The organism is Micromonospora inyonensis (assembly GCF_900091415.1).
Taxonomy (GTDB): Bacteria; Actinomycetota; Actinomycetes; order Mycobacteriales; family Micromonosporaceae; genus Micromonospora; species Micromonospora inyonensis.
This window is the reverse complement of record NZ_FMHU01000001.1, coordinates 3,016,379-3,033,305: the sequence shown is the minus strand read 5'-3', so window position 1 is coordinate 3,033,305 and position 16,927 is coordinate 3,016,379. Positions and strand designations below refer to the sequence as shown.

Sequence of the window (16,927 nt, the reverse complement as noted above, 5' to 3'; positions counted from 1 at the left end):
GCGTGACAGCCGCCGTCCCCGGTGACCTCACCGCGTCCCAACGAGCGGCGACCCGTCCAACGGCTCCCGAGCACCCGCCGAGCACCGGACCATCGGCACGGAAACGAGAAAGGCTCCGACCCGGGTGAAACCCCAGGTCAGCAACGCGGCGCCGTCTTCGAGGCGCACCATGGTGCGCGAAGATTCGGCGCCGGTTGCTGGTTGTGGTCCGGCTGTGTTCGGGCGGATGGTGGTGGGGTTCGTCGTGGTCGACCCCGAATGCTCTGTGGTGCTGATGAGCCTGTAGGTCAGCATGGTGGCGGAGGGCTTCCACGGGAACCGTGGATTGGTGCCAGTGAGCCCGTGCGTCAGACTTTCGAATCTCCCTGCCCTCCCCGCGACGGACGCTGTGGTCCGCGTGTGAGGAGGCTGGTCATGGAAGTCGTTCACGCCCGCTGTGCAGGGATGGACATCTCGAAGAAGGACGCCAAGGTGTGCGTCCGGATCGCTGGGGCTGGTCGTCGTAAGACGACCGAGACGGTCACGACCTGGGGGTCGATGACCAGCCAGATCCTCACGTTGCGTGAGCATCTGGTCGATCAGCAGGTGACGTGCGTGGTGATGGAGGCGACCAGCGACTACTGGAAGCCGTTCTACTACCTGCTCGAAGACGCCGGCTTCGAAGTCATGCTGGTCAACGCCCGGCATGTGAAGACGCTGCCAGGACGCAAGACCGATGTAGCGGACGCGACCTGGCTTGCCCAACTCGGTGCGCACGGCCTGGTGAGGGGCTCGTTCGTGCCGCCCGAGCCGATCCGCCAGTTGCGGGACCTGACCCGGACACGTGCGGCGATCACGAGGGAACGTGGCCGAGAGGTCCAGCGGCTGGAGAAACTGCTGGAGGACGCCGGGATCAAGCTGTCCGCGGTCGCGTCCGACATCCTCGGGGTGTCCGGGCGGGCGATGTTGGAGGCGTTGATCGGTGGTGACAGGGACCCGGCCGCGCTCGCGGATCTGGCCCGGCGTCGGCTCCGGTCAAAGATCCCGCAGCTGACCGAAGCGTTGAACGGCCGCTTCACCGAGCACCACGCGTTCCTCGCCCGTGTGCACCTGGACCTGATCGACCGGCATACGGCAGCGATCAACATGCTCACCGAGCGGATCGAGGTGATGATGGAGCCCTAATGAGTTCTGGGAGTGAGCCATCCGGCAAACTCCTGGTGGGTAGGTAGCCGCCGGCAGGCGAGCACTCGTGGTGCCTGGACGTGGAGTCCTGATGAAAGAGCGTGCCGCTGTCGGTCGGTGTGGAGAGTTGATCGCTGATGGGATGTCGTGCCCGCCCGGTCGCGGCGTGAGCACTGCTTCATTAGGTCGCTGATGGTTCTCCTCCTGGCTACCGAAGGTGATCGGCTCGGAAGGTGGGAGACGTGTTGCTGTTCGTGGGAGATGACTGGGCGGAGGACCACCACGACGTCGAGGTGATGGACGCGTCCGGTCGCCGGCTGGCCAAGGCCCGACTGCCGGAAGGCATGGCGGGCATGACGAGGCTGCACGCGATGATCGGTCAGGCGCTCGGTGACGACATCGATGCCGAGGACGTGTCCGGGCGGGTGAGGATCGGTATCGAAACCGATCGGGGTCCGTGGGTACAAGCGCTGGTCGCCGCCGGATACACGGTGTATCCGGTGAATCCGTTGCAGGCGGCCCGTTACCGGGAGCGCCTGGCGGTGTCCGGGGCCAAGAGCGACGCGGCGGACGCGCACATGCTGGCGGACATGGTGCGTACCGACTCGCACCAACTGCGCCCGATGGCCGGTGACAGCGCTGATGCGGAGGCGGTCAAGGTCGTCTCGCGGATGCACAAGACGCTGATCTGGGAACGTACCCGCGCCGGCCAGCGGCTGCGGCATGCGCTGCGGGAGTACTTCCCGGCCGCCCTCGCCGCGTTCGAGGACCTCGACGCCGCCGACACCCTGGAACTCCTGGCGAAGGCGCCGGACCCGGCCAGCGCCGCCCGGTTGAGCCTGGCGCAGATCAGCGCGGCCCTCAAACGGGCCCGCCGGCGTGACATTCCGGCCAAGGCGGCCGCGATCCAGACCACGCTGCGCGCCGAGCACCTCGGCCAGCCCGCCGTGGTCACCGCCGCCTACGCGGCCTCGGTCCGCGCGCTGATCGCGCTGCTGTCCACCCTCAACGAGCAGGTCAAGGTCCTGCAGGGGCAGGTGGAGGCCCATTTTGGCCGGCACCCGGACGCTGAGATCATCCTGTCCCAGCCCGGACTGGGCACGGTTCTCGGTGCCCGGGTGCTCGCTGAGTTCGGTGACGACCACGCCCGCTACGTCTCGGCGAAGGCCCGCAAGAACTACGCCGCGACCAGCCCGATCACCCGCGCGTCCGGGAAGAAGAGGACCGTCGCGGCCCGGTTCGTGCACAACGACCGGCTCATCGACGCGCTGATGACCCAGGCGTTCTCCGCGTTGAAGGCCTCCCCGGGCGCCCGCGCCTACTACGACCGGCAACGCGCCCGCGGCGCCAGCTACAACGCCGCGCTGCGCCAGCTCGCCAACCGACTCGTCGGCATCCTGCACGGATGCCTCAAAACCGGCACCCCGTACGACGAGGCAACCGCCTGGTCGCATCACCTCAACGAGGCTGCTGCTTGACATTCAAGCTCCTGGGATGTCTTTCAGGGCTTCCGTGACCTGATCCGCTCCATCCCTGGCATCGGTGTCCTCACCGCCGACGTGATCATCGCCGAGACCGGCGCCGACATGACCCGCTTCCCGACCGCCAAGCACCTGGCCTCGTGGGCCGGCACGACACCAGGCAACAACGAATCGGCGGGCAAGGTGAAGTCCAGCCGAACCCGCCCCGGCAACCCCTACCTCCAGGGAGCGCTAGGAGCCGCGGCCATGGCGTGCTCCCAGAACCCCCGGACCTATCTCGGCGCCCGGTACCGGCGTATCGCCTCACGTCGCGGACCGCAGAAGGCCAACGTAGCCATCCAACACTCCATGCTCATCGCGATCTGGCACATGGGCACCACCGGCGCCTTCTACGACGACCCCGGCGCTGACTACTTCACCCGCCTGCACCCGGACCGATCCAAGAAGCGAGCCATCCATCAACTCGAAGCCATGGGGTACCACGTCACCCTGGAAAACGCATCATGAAACTACGCAACCACCTCTGACGCGAAGGGGAATCTTCGCGTCAGAGCCTTGCTGCTGGTGCGCCGCCAGGGACTCGAACCCCGAACCCGCGGATTAAGAGTCCGCTGCTCTGCCAGTTGAGCTAGCGGCGCTCGTTGGCAACGGAGAGAACCTTAGCACGCACCTTGATCCGGGTTCCAATCCGATCCCCTCCTCACCTCTTCGGACGAGATTAACGGCCAGAACCGGGCAAAAGCCCCGGGAATCCGGTCAGTGGGGATCAGTCCCGGGCGCCGATACGGCACGATGTGCGCCAGGCACGCGAGAAACCGAGGTGGGGATGGGCAGGTTCGCGCGGACCGGGGCGATGGTGTGCGCCCTGGCTGTGACAGCGTCGCTCGCACTGACGGGCTGCGGACCCGACCCGCAGAAGCCGGCATTCGTGGGCGGCGGTCCGTCGAGGTCCCCCGAGACGGGCGTGGCGGCCCCGGTGGGCGACCGGGAGGGGGCGCCGGGGTCGAGTGGACCGGCGCAGACGGTGACGATCAGTCCGGCGGACGGGGCGACGAACCGGCCGGTGAGCACGGAGATCGCCGCCGGCACCCCGGGCGTGAAGATCACCGACGTCGCGCTCACCACGGCCGACGGCAAGCGGGTCGCGGGCGCGCCCCGTACCGACGGCTCGTCCTGGGTGCCGGCCACCCCGCTGAAGTACGGCACGAAGTACACCGCCACGGTCACCGGCACCGGCGCCGCCGGCCAGGTGACCGGCACCAGCACCTTCACCACGATGAAGAAGCCGACGTCGACCATCGGCTCCGGGCTCTACCTCTTCGACGACAAGACCTACGGCGTGGCGATGCCGGTGGTCACCGAGTTCTCCCCGGGCATCCCGAAGAAGGACCGGGCGGCGGTGCAGAAGCGGATGTTCGTGCAGACCGACCCGCCGCAGCCGGGTGCCTGGCACTGGGTGTCCAACGGCACCCAGGCCTACTACCGGGGCGCCGAGTACTGGAAGCCGGGCACGAGGCTCACCGTCCGGATCGCCCTGGAGGGCATCCCGCTGAGCAACGGGAAGTACGGCAACGTCGACCGCCGGGCCAGCGCGAAGACCGGTCGGGCCTTCGAGATGAAGGTCGCGAACGCCACCAAGCAGATGACCGTGTACGAGAACGGCCAGGTGGTCAGGACCGTGCCGGTGAGCCTGGGCAAGAAGCAGACCCCCTCCTCCAGCGGCACCCTGGTGGTGATGGAGAAGAAGGAGGCGACGGTCTTCGACACCCGGGACGACCCGGACCCGGCGAACCGCTACGTCACCGAGATCGACCTCGCGCAGCGGCTCACCTGGGGCGGCGAGTACATCCACGCGGCCCCCTGGTCGGTGCAGCACCAGGGGCGGCGCAACGTCTCGCACGGCTGCGTGAACGTCTCCATGGACAACGCCCGCTGGCTGTTCCAGCGCACCCTGGTCGGCGACCCGATCACGATCACCGGCACGGAGCGCAAGCTCACCCCGGGTAACGGCTGGACGGCGTGGAGCCTGAGCTGGGCGGAGTTCGTCAAGGGCAGCGCGCTGCCGGTACCGCACGGCGGAGAGGGTGCCACGCTGGCACTCTGACGACCGGGTCGCGTGTTTTCCTTCACGCCCCGAAACGGGTACCGGGTTCTCTGCGTCTGGTGAGAGACGATGGTTTCCGGACCACGACTGTGAGGACGACATGCGAGCTGACCAGAACCAGCTGATCCGGAGCAGGGGCGCCCGGCGCGGCCGGCGACGCGGCGGGTTCGCGGCGGCGGGGGTGCTCGCCGTCGCGCTCGCGCTGACCTCGGGCTGCACCGGCGGCGACGACGGGCCGGCGGCTCCGCCGGGCGCCAGTGAGAAGGCACCCGAGGCGGCGGTGACGATCACCACTCCGCCGGCCGACGCGAAGGACGTGCCGGCCTCGACCGGGATCGCCTTCACCGCCGAGAAGGCCCAGGAGGCCGCCGTCGAGCTGAAGGACCCGGCCGGCGCGGTCGTCGAGGGCACGCTCGCCGCCGACGGGAGGAACTGGCTGCCGTCCAAGGCCCTGGAGTACGGCACGACGTACACGGCCACCGTGACGGCGACCGGCTCGGACGGGAAGACCGCGACCGCGTCGCACTCGTTCACCACGATGGCCAAGCCGGCCAACCAGGTGCGGGTGACCAGCTTCCTCGGCGACGGCCAGGTGGTCGGGGTCGGCATGCCGCTGATCGTCAAGTTCGGCCGGGCGATCCCGGAGGACCACCGCGACGACGTGCAGCGCCGGATGACCGTCCGCTCCGACCCGCCCCAGGAGGGCGTCTGGCACTGGGTCAGCCCCACCGAGGTCCGTTACCGGCCGAAGGAGTTCTGGCAGGCGGGCACCACGGTGTCGTACACGGTGCAGGCCGGCGGTCTGCCGCTGGGTGACGGCTGGTACGGGCGGTCCGACCTGACCGTGGACGTCAAGATCGGTGCGGCGACGGTGATGACCGTCGACAACAAGACCAAGCGGATGACGGTCACCCGCGACGGCAAGGTGATCAAGACCATTCCGGTCAGCCTCGGCAAGAAGAGCACCCCGTCGTCCAGCGGGACGATGGTGGTCATCGAGAAGCTGAAGGAGACGGTCTTCGACACCTTCGACGAGCTGGGGCCGGAGGACGGCTACCGCACCGACATCGACTTCGCGCAGCGGCTCACCTGGGGCGGGGAGTTCATCCACGCCGCGCCCTGGTCGGAGGGGCAGCAGGGCCGGGTGAACGTCTCGCACGGCTGCGTGAACGTCTCCATGGCCGACGGCGCGTGGCTGTTCAACCAGACCCGGATCGGTGACCCGGTCACCGTCAGGGGCACCGAGCGCAAGCTCCAGAACGGCAACGGCTGGACGGACTGGAACATGAGCTGGCAGGAGTACGTCAAGGGCAGCGCCCTGCCGTACGAGCCGGAGGCGACGCCGTCGACGACGCCGTGAGCTGACGGTCAGCGCGTGCCGGCCGGGGCGGCCCGCAGTGCGGGCGGGCCACTCCGGTCATGCCCGGTTGAACCACTGACGGGACTGCGGGAGCAGCAGGAGCACGAGCAGGACGATGCCGGTGGCGAAGGACAGCCAGTCCCCACTGAAGATGCTCAGTACGGCCAGCGCACCACCGATGACGACCAGGATCCAGGCGATCTTGTTGCCCTTCCAGAGCCCGTACGCGATGGCGAGGTAGATCACCGCCGCGATGAGGGCGACGATGATTCCGCCCGCGCCGCCGTCGAGCCCGTCGTACATGCGCAGGACAGCTTGGAGACCGGCGAGCAGGAACACCACGGCGGCCAGGATCACGGTTATCGGTGCCTGACGAGGCGCAACTGTAGTCATGCTACGTACGGTACCGGCAGGCACCGTGGAACGCGCCCCCTGACATCCATCAACTTCGACCCGTGATGGTGGAAGCCGCCACGGTCCGAACCGGAGCGGAAAAGCAGTGAGCCCCCTCCGTGGAGGGGGCTCACTGCTTACTGGGGTGACTGATGGGATTTGAACCCACGACACCCGGGACCACAACCCGGTGCTCTGCCAACTGAGCTACAGCCACCATGCCGTCGCGCCCGGATCACCGACCCGGGCGGGCGCGCCGACCAATGATAGCCACACCCCTCCCGTCCCCGTCGAGCGGGTTCCACCCCCGGGTTCGGAACGTCGCCCTACAGCTCCGCGGCGATCGCCTTGGCGGTCTCCACGTCCGGCCCGGGCAGCGGGACGAAGAGGGTACGCCGGTAGTACTCCAGCTCCCGGATGCTCTCCCGGATGTCGGCCAGCGCCCGGTGCGCCAACCCCTTGGCCGGCTGCCCGAAGTAGACCCGGGGATACCAGCGCCGGCAGAGTTCCTTGATCGAGGAGACGTCGATCATCCGGTAGTGCAGGTGACCGTCGAGGCGGGCCATGTCCCGGGCGAGGAAGCCCCGGTCGGTGGCGATGGAGTTGCCGCAGAGCGGGGCGGTACGCGGCTCCTTCACGAAACTGGCGACGTACTCCAGCACCATGTCCTCGGCCTCGGCGAGGGTTACCGTGGAGCGACGCACCTCCTCGGTGAGGCCGGACTTCTCGTGCATGGTCCGGACGATCTCCGGCATCCCGGCCAGCTTCTCCTCGTCGGCGTGGATCACCACGTCCACGCCGTCGCCGAGCACGTTGAGGTCGGGGTCGGTGACGAGCGCGGCGACCTCGATCAGCGCGTCCCGGCCGAGGTCCAACCCGGTCATCTCACAATCGATCCAGACGAGAAGATCAGCCACCGGACCAGACTACGCGCAGCACAGACGGCCCGCGCCTGCGCACCGTCGGCCGGACCGACCGTTAGGGTTTCCCCGTGCCAGCCGAACCTGCCGCTCCGTCCGCCCTGGTCGAGGAGGACCCGGGCGGTCGCAGGGTCCGTCGGCTCCTGACCGTCCTGGCCCTGGCCGCCGTGCTGCCCGCCCTCTACCTGCCGGGACTCGTGCACGACTTCTTCGACCTGAAGATCTACATGCGGGCGATGGAGTGGTGGGCGGCGGGCAACCCGCTCTACGACTACAGCCAGCCGGACCGGGTCCAGGGTGCGCTCTACTTCACGTACCCGCCGTTCAGCGCGCTGTTGCTGCGGCCGTTCGCGGCGCTCCCGCTCGGCGCGACCATCGCGGTCTTCACGGCGCTCACCGCGGTCGGCGTGGTGGTGACGACCCGGTGGCTGGTCGGCCCCGTCATCGCCCGGCACGACCTGCCCCGCCTGTTCACGCTGACCGTGGCGGTCCTGCTCGCCTTCGCGGTGGAGAGCACCCGGGAGACCATCACCTTCGGCCAGATCAACATGTTGCTGGTGGTGCTGATCCTGGCCGACCTGCTCTTCGCCGTACCCCGGGGAAGTCGCTGGGCCGGGGTGGCGGTGGGGCTGGCGACGGCGCTCAAGCTCTTCCCGGGCATCTTCATCGTCTACCTGCTGGTGACCCGGCGGTGGCGGGCGGCGGTCGTGGCGAGCGCGACCGCGGCGGCGGCGACACTGCTGGCGGCGGCGGTCGCACCACGCGACTCGTGGCGGTTCTGGACCCACGAGCTGTGGGCCACCGACCGGGTGGGACGGACCGACTACACCGGCAACCAGTCCCTGTTCGGGCTGCTGAGCCGCTTCACCGTGCCCGAGAAGCCGGACCGGCTGGTCTGGCTGCTGCTGGTGGCGGCGGTGACCGTCTACGGCCTGTGGCGGGCGTGGCGCGCGGCGCGCGCCGGTGACGCCCTCACCGGGCTGACCCTGACCGGCCTGGTCGGCGGGCTGGTCAGCCCGATCACCTGGACCCACCACATCTACTGGTTCATCCCGGCCGTGGTGATCATGCTCGACGCCGGACTCGGCCCGGACCGCACCCGCCCCGGGGCCGACGACACCGGCCCGGCCGCGGGTCGCTCCCGGATCTCGTGGTTGGTGGTGGCGAGCGTCACCACCTACCTGGTGGTCGCCTACGGCGTGGTCTCGTTCCAGGACTGGGGGGCCGGTCCGGCCCGCACCGACGACCCGCTCGACGTGCTGACCCGCAACACCTACGTCCTGCTCTCGCTCCTGCTGCTGGTGGTGCTGCCGGTTCGACCGGCCGCCGGGGACCGGGTGACCGAGGCGGGCCCGCACGTGCCCCGCGCGCGGCCGTCCCGGTGGACCCGCTGGCGCCCGAAGGCGAAACTTGCATCAAATGGACAGAACTGACGGGTAGCCTATTTTCTGGTTAATCTGGTACCACCTACCTCAGACGTTCTCTCAGGTAGCACCGATCCCCCGGTGAAGGTGGCCCTCCGCGTCGGCAGCGCGGAGGGCCACCCGCCGTGCGGGGCCCGGGTCAGTCCGGGTCCGCGCACTCCCGGGCCGCCCCGCCGTCGGGCGACAGCGGCGGCCAGAGCAGACCGGGCGGGACGACCGGGCGGGGTTCGCGCTCCGTCCCGCACGCACCGGCGGGCAGGTCCGCCAGGGTGGCCGGGCGACCGGCCGGCACCGGTCCGACCGCGGTACGGCCGCCCGACCCCACCGCAACCAGGGTCCGCTCGGCCGGTGACGCCGGAGGCGGGCCACCGGTCGACGAACCGAGCGCGCCGAGCGAGGTCACACCGAGCCGCTGGGCGAGGATCGGCACCTGGTCCGGTTCGACCACGAAGACCACCTCCCGGGGGCGGGGCGGGCGCAACAGGAGCAGCAGAGCCAGGGCGACCAGCAGCGCCCCGCCGACGGGCACCGCCCAGCGGGCCGGGGTGAGCCAGCCGGGCCGCAGTTCGGCCCGGACGTCGAGGGCCAGCCCCGCCCGGCCGTCCGGGTGCATCAACACCAGGCTCAGCGGCCGGTCGCCGAACTCGGCGGGGCTCCACTCCAGTACGCCGATGCCCTCCCGCAGCCAGAAGGGCCGGCCGACCGGCCCGGGGGCCGGGTCGACGGGTTCGGCACGGCTGGCCGGTTCCATCCGGGCCGGCAACGCGCCCCGGGCCACCACCACGCGGGTCAGGGTGGCCCGGGGCGCGTCGCCCAGCCAGCGGTCCACCTCGGCGGTCGGGGCCAGCCCCAGGAAGGCGGGCCCCTCGGCGGTACGGGCGGTCAGCCGGAGCCGGTTCGGTCCGGCGTGGACGAACGGCACGTCCCGGCGCAGCAGGCCGGACAGGTCGGTGACGACCACGGCGTGGCCGTCGACGGCCACCGGCTCGAACCGGGCGCGGAACCCGCCGTCGGGATCGGCGTGCCGGGCGACGACCCAGAGCGCGCCGCCGGCGACGAGCGCCGGGATCCCGATGACCAGCAACAGCATTCCGGCGAGCGCCCGCGCGAACCGCATCCGTGTCGTCCTCCTCCTGAGCCGGGTACCTGGACGACCTTACCCAGACAAGTGGCGCAATCCCCGGATATCGGAATCAAGCGGACAGTGGCTCCCACGCGCCGGCCCCGTCGGGCACCCGACGGGGCCGGTCAGGGACGTACGGGTCGCGGCTCAGGCGTCCCGCACCGGCCCCCGGCGGGTACGCGCGAACGCGGCGCCACCCAGCCCCAGGCCGGCGAGGCCGGCGACCAGACCGGCGACCCCGAGCCCGGTGGCCAGCCCGGTGTCGTCCGACACCTCGTCGGCGTCGTCGTCATCGGCGTCCCGGGCCGCCGGTGCGGCCGACGGTGCCGCCGCGGCGAGGGTCAGCACCGGAGCGGGGCTCTCCGGCTCCTCGCCGCCGGCGGTCGGCTCCTCGATCCAGCGCTGCACGTTGCCGTCGGAGTAGGTCTGGAGGGCCTTGAAGACCATCCGGTCGGTCTGCGGCAGCGGCCCCAGCGACACCGGGAACTCCTGGAACTCGCCCGGCCGCACCCCGCCACCCGCGGCGGCCGTCCAGGTGAGCTTCGATACCACCTCGGAGAGCTGGCTGCCGTGCACCTCCACCGGTGGGTCGACCTTGCGCTTCTCGACTGTCACCGTCCAACCGGGCACGGGCAGTGTGGAGACCGAGCCGACCGGCGCGTTCTCCGGCAGCACCACCTCCACCTTCACGGTCGAGGCGGTGTCGCTCTCGTTCGGCACCCGGAACGCGAACCGGCCGTAGCTGCCCTGGGTGGCCTCCTTCGGGTTGACCGTGACGTGCGCCGAGGCCGGCCCGGCGAAGCCGAGGACGGCGGTGGCGACGGCGCCGAGGACGACGGCGGCAGCGGCGGCTGCGGTACGCCGGTGACGGATCATGGGACGGAACCTTCCTAACGGACGGGCACGGTGGTACTCACCGTGGCCTGGTCGATCTCTGACGTGCGTACGGTGACCCGGAGCTGCCACTCGCCCGACGCCGGCAGGTTGATCTCCCCGGTGGCGTGGTTGTCGGTCAGCGGCAGCAGGGTGATCTCGATCGGCTCGATCCCGGCCGACGGCAGCGCGACGGTGGCCCGCCACTCCACCACCGGCTGCGGGCGGTTGTCCGGCGAGTACGCGTACAGGTGCATGGAGTTGTTGCCCGGCTCGGCCGGGTCCACCTCCACCTGGAGGGAGTAGAGCGAGCTGGCCAGGGTGGTGGTGAAGAGCGTGCTGCGAGTGCTGGCGACGTCGGCTCCGGCGGTGCGGGCCGGCGTGGTCTGCACCAGCGTGGCGGTGACCCCGAGGACCACCGCGGCGACCGCCAGCTCCAGCCAGAGCGCCCGGCGCAGCGGCCTCGGCCGGGCCGCTTCCCGCCACCGGCGCACCAGGTTACGCGAGACCGCCGCCACCCCGACCACCAGCGCGAAGAGGGCGATCTTGGCGATCAGCAGCCACCCGTAGGTGGTGTCGACCAACGCGGCCGGGCTGCCCACCTCGATCAACGCGTTCACCGTGCCGGCGAGCAGGAGGGCGGCCACGGCGAGCGCCGCCCACCGCGACCAGACCGGCAGGATCGCGTCCAGCTCGTGCTCGTCGGCTCCGGGCAGCAGGAACCCGGCGAGCACCACCAGCCCGCCCAGCCACACCGCCATGCTGCCCAGATGCACGGCGTCGACGAAGATCGACAGCGGCGGCGCGGGCGAGGCCGCCGGGTGCCCGGCCAGCGGCCAGGTGAACAGCGCCGCGCCACCCAGGATGGCCAGGATCACCCGGTCCGCCCGGCCCCCGCGCCCGGCCAGCAGCGGTCGCAGCAGGAACGCCGACGCGGCGAGCAGCCCGAGCCGGACCAGGTGCGCCAGACCGAAGTCGCTGCCGAGCGCGTCCCGCAGGCCCGCGCCGTCGACGTCGAGCAGCCCTCCGCCCGTGGTGTACGGCACCTGGGCCCAGAGCCCCACCAGCGTGCCGACGGCCACCAGCCCGAACCCCGCCCAGGCGACCCGGGACGGACCGGTACGGGACAGCCGGCGCGGCCAGAACGTGCCGATCATCAGTACCGGGCCGACCAGCAACAGCAGGCCCGCGTAGGTGAGGTACTTGGCGACCTTGATCGTCAGCCCCACCACCGGGTCCGCCCGGCTGTCCGTCCCGGAATCGACCGGCGGTGTCGACGGCGCGCCGACCGAGTAGGTGAACGCTCCGGAGACCGGGTGGCTGTCTGCCGAGACGACCCGGTAGCTGACCAGGTACGTGCCGCGCGCACCGTCCGGGGCGAGCCGTACGGTCACCACCGAACCGTCGAAGGCCGGCTCACCCCGGTCGGCCCGCGACCCGTCCGGGGCGAGCACCCGGATCTTGCCGGGCACCTGCCGGACCGACTCGCTGAAGGTCAGCACCACCTCGGCCGGGGCGCTCGGCACCACGGCGGAGGCGGCCGGACTGCTGCTCACCAGCACCGCGTGCGCGCTCGCCGGACCGGCCGGGGCGAGCAGCAGCGCGACCAGGACGACCAGGAGGCCGGCACCGGCCGCCAGGCGGACGAGCGGATGCGCACGGGTGCGGCGCGAGAGGGGTGTCGGAGCAGTCATAGCGGCAATGCTCGCCGACGTGACCTGGCATCGCCGACCCAGGTCACCCCGGCCCCGCCACGGCGGGCGCCGCGAGCGGGCGGTCCACCTGGCGGGTGGTGCGGCCCAGCGCCCAGAGCAGACCGGCCTGGACCACCGCGGCCAGGTGACCGATCTCGTGCACCAGGGCGGTCGTCGAGTTGGCGATGTCCACCGCGCTGGTGCCGGCCAGGCAGACCGCCAGCACCAAGGCCACCGGCACGAACGCCTGGGCCCGTTCCGGCCGGTACGCGGCCAGCGCGAAGCCCACCGCGAGCGCCACGTCGAAGGAGGCCATCTCCCGGCTGGTGTGCGGGTCGACGGCCACGCCGAGACCGGCGAGGAGCATCGGCAGCGCGATGGCGAGCTGGGCCGCCGCGGCCACCCCCACCGCCACCCGGAGCACCTGCCGACGGGCCCGGACCGCCGCCATCGCCGCGGCCCGGGCAGCCTGCTGGTCGGCGGCCACCGCCGCCAGCACCGGGGCGGTCAGGTCGGGCACGGCCACGGCCTGCACCCGGACCAGTCGGGTCACCTGCTCGGCCCGGGCCAGCCAGCTGCGGCACCCGGCGCAGGTGGAGGTGTGCGCGTCCAGCGTGGCCGGCGGCGTGCCCGGATCCTCGCCGTCCAGCCGCGCCGACAGCGCCGCGCGTACGTCGTCGCATGTCATGGTGGGATAGTCGGTCTCCGGGTCCGATTGGTTCCCGGCGTGGCGCACGCCATGGAAGTGCCGAAGGTCTCTGTCCGCTCGGTCGTCTCCGCGTAACCTGGAGTGTCGTGATCCCCGCGCCGCTGGATGCCGCCGGGGTCGGCCGCACCGCCGACACCCCGGCCGTGCCCGCGTGGGATCCGCCGGGCAACCCGGCGGACCCCGCCGCCACCGGGCCCGACCCGGCGACCCGCTGGGCGCTCACCGCCCGCGACGGCGACCCGGTGGCCCAGGCCGCGTTCGTACGGCTCACCCAGGCCGAGGTGTGGCGCTTCGTCGCCGCCCTGATCGACCCGGACAACGCCGACGACCTCACCCAGGAGACCTACCTGCGGGCGTTCCGGGCGCTACCGGCGTTCGAGGGACGGGCCAGCGCGCGTACCTGGCTGCTCGGCATCGCCCGGCGGACCTGCGCCGACCACCTGCGCACCGTGGTCCGGCGGCGACGGCTCGACGAGCGGCTCGCCGCGCAGGCGTACACCGACCGGCCGCACCCCGACCCGGCCGGGCACCTCGGCGCCGCCGACCTGCTCCGTCGGCTCCCCGCCGACCGGCGCGAGGCGTTCGTGCTCACCCAGGTCCTCGGCCTGTCGTACGCGGAGGCGGCGGCGGTCGGCGGTGTTCCGGTGGGCACCATCCGGTCCCGGGTGGCCCGGGCCCGGGGCGACCTGCTCGAGGCGGTCGGCGACGCCCTGGGCAGTTGAGCCGGGGTCGGGGCAGTGGCACGGACCACGGAACTTCACGGTGGATCGGAGCGACCAATGACCGTGACCGCACCCCGCCCCCGGGTCGTGAGCTGGCCCCTCCTCCGTCCCTGGCTCGCCGTCGCCGCCCGGCTCGGTCTCGCCGCGGTGTGGTTCGCCGCGGGCGGCAGCAAGGTCGGCGACCTGGCCGCCTCCGGGCGGGCCGTCAACGCGTACCAGGTCATGCCGTACGACCTGGCGATGGCCGTCGGCGCGGCACTGCCCTTCGTGGAGCTGGCGCTCGGCGTCCTGTTGCTCGTCGGGCTGGCCACCCGGCTCGCCGCCGGCTTCTCGGCGGCGCTACTGGTGGTCTTCGTCGCGGGCATCGTCTCCGCCTGGACGCGGGGCCTCGCCATCGACTGCGGGTGCTTCGGTGGGGGCGGCGAACTCGCCGCCGGCCAGAGCCCCGCCTACCTCCCGGAGATCCTCCGGGACCTGGGTTTCCTGGCACTCGCCGGGTTCCTGCTGATCTGGCCCCGCACCCCCGCCTCGGTGGACGGGTGGCTGTCGGGCACACCGGCCGTGGAGGACGAGGATGAGTAGTCGCAAGGGGCAGAAGGACGCCTCCCGGGTGGTCCGCGAGCAGCTCGCCAGGGAGCGCCGCCGACGCCGCACGCTCTGGACCTCGGTGGCCGCCGTGGCGGTGCTGGTGATCGCCGGACTGATCGGCTGGAGCGTCTACGCCGCGCAGCGCTCCGACGACTTCACCGCGCCGACCGGCGCGAACGACGCGGGCACCGGCGTCGTGGCCGGCTCCGGCCCGGTCACCATCGACGTGTACGAGGACTTCATCTGCCCGGCCTGCAAGCAGTTCGAGCAGCTCAGCGGCCCGACCCTGGACACACTGATCGACCAGGGCAAGGTCCGGGTGGTGTACCACCCGGTGGCGTACCTCAACCGCTTCTCGTCCACGCAGTACTCCACCCGCTCGTCGGCTGCGTCCGGCTGCGCCGCCGAGGGTGGTCGGTACCGGCAGTACGCCAAGGCGCTCTTCGAGCGACAGCCGCCGGAGGGCGGCGCGGGGCTCAGCGACGACGACCTCGCCGACATCGCCGCCGAGGTCGGCATCGACCGGGACGGGTTCGCCTCCTGCCTGCGCGAGGGCACCTTCAAGCCATGGACCGAACACGTGACCGAGGAGGCGAGCCGGGCCGGGATCACCGGCACGCCGACCGTCCTGGTCGACGGCAAGCCGATCGAGAACCCCACCCCGGACGCCATCACCGCCGCCGTCGAGGCAGCCGCCCGGTGATCCGGTCGCTGCTGCTCCGGGCGGGAGTGCCCCTGGTCGGGGCGCTCGTCGCGCTGCTGGCCACCGCCGTCCCGGCCGCCGCGCACGGCGCGGACGCCCCGAACGGCAGCGACTACCGGGTCGGGGTGACCGGGCTGGCCCCGACCGTCGACGGCGTGGACGTCCGGACGGTGGAGGCGGGCGCGCGGCTGGAACTGCGCAACCACACCGACCGGACGGTCACCGTCCTCGGCTACTCCGGCGAGCCGTACCTCCAGGTGCGCCCCGACGGGGTGTACGAGAACGTCCGCTCCCCGGCGACGTACCTCAACCGGACCGTCGCCGGCGAGACCGCCGTGCCCGCCGACGCCGACCCGACCGCCGCGCCGTCCTGGCAGCGGGTGACGAACGAGCCGGTGGTCCGCTGGCACGACCAACGGGCGCTGTGGCGGGAGTCCAGCCCGCCGCCGCAGGTCGGCGCCGCCCCCGACCGGGAACACCGGGTACGCGACTGGGTGGTGCCGCTACGCGACGGCGAGACCGCCGTGGAGCTGCGGGGCACCCTGGACTGGGTGCCCCCGCCGGACCCGTACCCCTGGTGGGCGGCGGTGGCACTCGGCACGCTCGCGGTGGGCGCGCTCGGGCTGGCACCGGCGGGCACGGTGGCCGGCCGGCGGGCGCTGGCCGGGCTCGGCGCGCTGCTCGCCGTGGGTGGGCTGGCCGCCGTCGCGGTCGCGGTCGGCCGGGCCCTCGACGCCGGGGCCGACGGGGCCGGTGGGCTGCTCGTCGCCTTGCTGACCGGCCAGACCTGGGCCCTCATCACCGGCCTCGGCGCGGTCGCCGCCGGTGGCTGGGCGCTGACCCGGCACGCCGCCGCCGACTTCGGACTGGCCCTCGCCGGTGCCTGCCTGGCCCTGTTCGCCGGGGTGACCAACGCGGCGGTGCTCGCCCGCTCGGTGCCCCCGCTGCCCTGGCCGGCCCAACCCGTCCGGGTGGTGGTCACGCTGATCCTGGTCACCGGGGCGGGGGCCACCCTGGCCGGGGTGTTCCGGTTGCACGCCGCGAGTCGCGCGGTCGCCGAGGCGACCCGCCGCCGACCGACCGGCATCGGACACCTCCGACCCGAGCGGGCCGGTTAGGTGCCAGCCCGGACGGAGGCCGTAGGGTCTCGGGCATGACCGCGCCGCACCGTCTCAGCCCCGGCGACCCCGCGCCGGACTTCACCCTGCCGACCGACACCGGCAGCACGCTCTCCCTGGCCGACCTGCGGGGCCGCCGGGTGATCCTGTACGCCTACCCGGCCGCGATGACCCCGGGCTGCACCAAGCAGGCCTGCGACTTCCGCGACTCGCTCGCCTCCCTCCAGGCGGCCGGCTACGAGGTGGTCGGCATCTCCCCGGACAAGCCGGAGAAGCTGGCGAAGTTCCGCGAGCGCGACGCCATCACGTTCGCCCTGGTCGCCGACACCGACAAGGCGGTGCTCACCGCGTACGGGGCGTTCGGCGAGAAGCAGAGCTACGGCCGGACGGTGACCGGGGTGATCCGTTCCACCTTCGTCGTCGACGAGGACGGGAAGATCGAACGGGCGCTCTACAACGTGAAGGCCACCGGGCACGTCGCCAAGCTGCGCCGCGACCTCGGGCTGGACTGAGGAGCCACCGGCCGCCGTCCGGGCGGCCCGTCTCGACGC

The 16,927-nt window shown here is 72.1% G+C and carries 15 protein-coding genes, 2 tRNA genes and 2 pseudogenes; 11 read left to right on the top strand and 8 right to left on the bottom strand.

From position 1 onward, the window contains the following. Window positions 1–414: 414 nt before the first annotated feature. The 3 genes and pseudogenes from GA0074694_RS13750 to GA0074694_RS32885 form a co-directional block, all read left to right on the top strand. A pseudogene (locus GA0074694_RS13750) lies at window positions 415–1,161 on the top strand (IS110 family RNA-guided transposase); the annotation flags it as partial. 248 nt (window positions 1,162–1,409) lie between these two features. Beyond that, the gene (locus GA0074694_RS13745) at window positions 1,410–2,642 is read left to right on the top strand and encodes an IS110 family RNA-guided transposase (protein WP_091458445.1); all 1,233 of its coding nucleotides are present in this window, start codon (window positions 1,410–1,412) and stop codon (window positions 2,640–2,642) included. A 6-nt stretch (window positions 2,643–2,648) separates the two neighbouring features. After that, a pseudogene (locus GA0074694_RS32885) lies at window positions 2,649–3,152 on the top strand (transposase); the annotation flags it as partial. Window positions 3,153–3,207: 55 nt separating this feature from the next. On the opposite strand, the gene GA0074694_RS13735 reads toward GA0074694_RS32885, so the two are convergent. Then, window positions 3,208–3,283, bottom strand: a tRNA-Lys gene (locus GA0074694_RS13735). A 188-nt stretch (window positions 3,284–3,471) separates the two neighbouring features. On the opposite strand from GA0074694_RS13735, the gene GA0074694_RS13730 reads away from it, so the two are divergent. Together GA0074694_RS13730 and GA0074694_RS13725 are read left to right on the top strand one after the other, a co-directional pair. After that, window positions 3,472–4,749, top strand: a complete 1,278-nt coding sequence (locus GA0074694_RS13730; protein WP_091458001.1) for a L,D-transpeptidase — start codon at window positions 3,472–3,474, stop codon at window positions 4,747–4,749. A gap of 100 nt (window positions 4,750–4,849) precedes the next feature. Then, complete coding sequence (locus GA0074694_RS13725; protein ID WP_091457998.1) at window positions 4,850–6,109, top strand: L,D-transpeptidase; 1,260 nt, start codon at window positions 4,850–4,852, stop codon at window positions 6,107–6,109. A gap of 57 nt (window positions 6,110–6,166) precedes the next feature. On the opposite strand, the gene GA0074694_RS13720 is transcribed toward GA0074694_RS13725, so the two are convergent. From GA0074694_RS13720 to orn, 3 genes are all read right to left on the bottom strand, one after another. Continuing rightward, window positions 6,167–6,502 carry a hypothetical protein gene (locus GA0074694_RS13720; protein WP_141714097.1) on the bottom strand — a complete coding sequence of 112 codons (336 nt, stop codon included), beginning with the start codon at window positions 6,500–6,502 and terminating at the stop codon, window positions 6,167–6,169. A gap of 141 nt (window positions 6,503–6,643) precedes the next feature. After that, window positions 6,644–6,719 (bottom strand) — tRNA-His (locus tag GA0074694_RS13715). Window positions 6,720–6,828: 109 nt separating this feature from the next. Beyond that, window positions 6,829–7,419, bottom strand: coding sequence for an oligoribonuclease (gene orn, locus GA0074694_RS13710; protein ID WP_091457990.1), 591 nt, complete (start codon window positions 7,417–7,419; stop codon window positions 6,829–6,831). A gap of 74 nt (window positions 7,420–7,493) precedes the next feature. Here orn and GA0074694_RS13705 point away from each other — a divergent pair, with 74 nt between their 5' ends. After that, window positions 7,494–8,855, top strand: a complete 1,362-nt coding sequence (locus GA0074694_RS13705) for a glycosyltransferase family 87 protein (RefSeq protein ID WP_091457987.1) — start codon at window positions 7,494–7,496, stop codon at window positions 8,853–8,855. 130 nt (window positions 8,856–8,985) lie between these two features. Here the strand turns inward: GA0074694_RS13705 and GA0074694_RS34185 are convergent, their stop codons facing one another. From GA0074694_RS34185 to GA0074694_RS33645, 4 genes are all read right to left on the bottom strand, one after another. Further along, on the bottom strand, window positions 8,986–9,963 hold the full coding sequence (locus GA0074694_RS34185; RefSeq protein ID WP_425413596.1) for a hypothetical protein: 978 nt from the start codon (window positions 9,961–9,963) through the stop codon (window positions 8,986–8,988). 153 nt (window positions 9,964–10,116) lie between these two features. After that, window positions 10,117–10,845, bottom strand: a complete 729-nt coding sequence (locus tag GA0074694_RS13695) for a YcnI family copper-binding membrane protein (protein ID WP_091457984.1) — start codon at window positions 10,843–10,845, stop codon at window positions 10,117–10,119. A gap of 14 nt (window positions 10,846–10,859) precedes the next feature. Continuing rightward, a complete protein-coding gene (locus tag GA0074694_RS13690) occupies window positions 10,860–12,536 on the bottom strand; it encodes a copper resistance CopC/CopD family protein (RefSeq protein WP_091457980.1) in 1,677 nt (558 codons plus the stop codon). 43 nt (window positions 12,537–12,579) lie between these two features. Beyond that, the gene (locus GA0074694_RS33645) at window positions 12,580–13,224 is read right to left on the bottom strand and encodes a zf-HC2 domain-containing protein (RefSeq protein WP_141714095.1); all 645 of its coding nucleotides are present in this window, start codon (window positions 13,222–13,224) and stop codon (window positions 12,580–12,582) included. Window positions 13,225–13,388: 164 nt separating this feature from the next. Between GA0074694_RS33645 and GA0074694_RS13680 the strand changes: the two genes are divergently transcribed. Genes GA0074694_RS13680 through bcp form a run of 5 tightly spaced genes read left to right on the top strand, consistent with a single transcriptional unit; the run spans window position 13,389 to window position 16,888 of the window. After that, window positions 13,389–13,967: a sigma-70 family RNA polymerase sigma factor gene (locus GA0074694_RS13680; RefSeq protein WP_091459134.1), complete on the top strand. Its 579-nt coding sequence runs from the start codon at window positions 13,389–13,391 to the stop codon at window positions 13,965–13,967. Between the two features lie 57 nt (window positions 13,968–14,024). Then, window positions 14,025–14,549, top strand: a complete 525-nt coding sequence (locus tag GA0074694_RS13675; protein WP_091457972.1) for a MauE/DoxX family redox-associated membrane protein — start codon at window positions 14,025–14,027, stop codon at window positions 14,547–14,549. Further along, window positions 14,542–15,258: a DsbA family protein gene (locus GA0074694_RS13670; RefSeq protein WP_091457967.1), complete on the top strand. Its 717-nt coding sequence runs from the start codon at window positions 14,542–14,544 to the stop codon at window positions 15,256–15,258. The genes GA0074694_RS13675 and GA0074694_RS13670 overlap by 8 nt, the downstream gene beginning before the upstream one ends. Continuing rightward, entirely contained in the window at window positions 15,255–16,376 is a 1,122-nt protein-coding gene (locus GA0074694_RS13665) for a hypothetical protein (protein WP_245714676.1), read from the top strand. Before GA0074694_RS13670 ends, GA0074694_RS13665 begins: the two co-directional genes overlap by 4 nt. Before the next feature lie 35 nt (window positions 16,377–16,411). Next, complete coding sequence (bcp, locus tag GA0074694_RS13660; RefSeq protein WP_091457963.1) at window positions 16,412–16,888, top strand: thioredoxin-dependent thiol peroxidase; 477 nt, start codon at window positions 16,412–16,414, stop codon at window positions 16,886–16,888. Window positions 16,889–16,927: the final 39 nt, after the last annotated feature.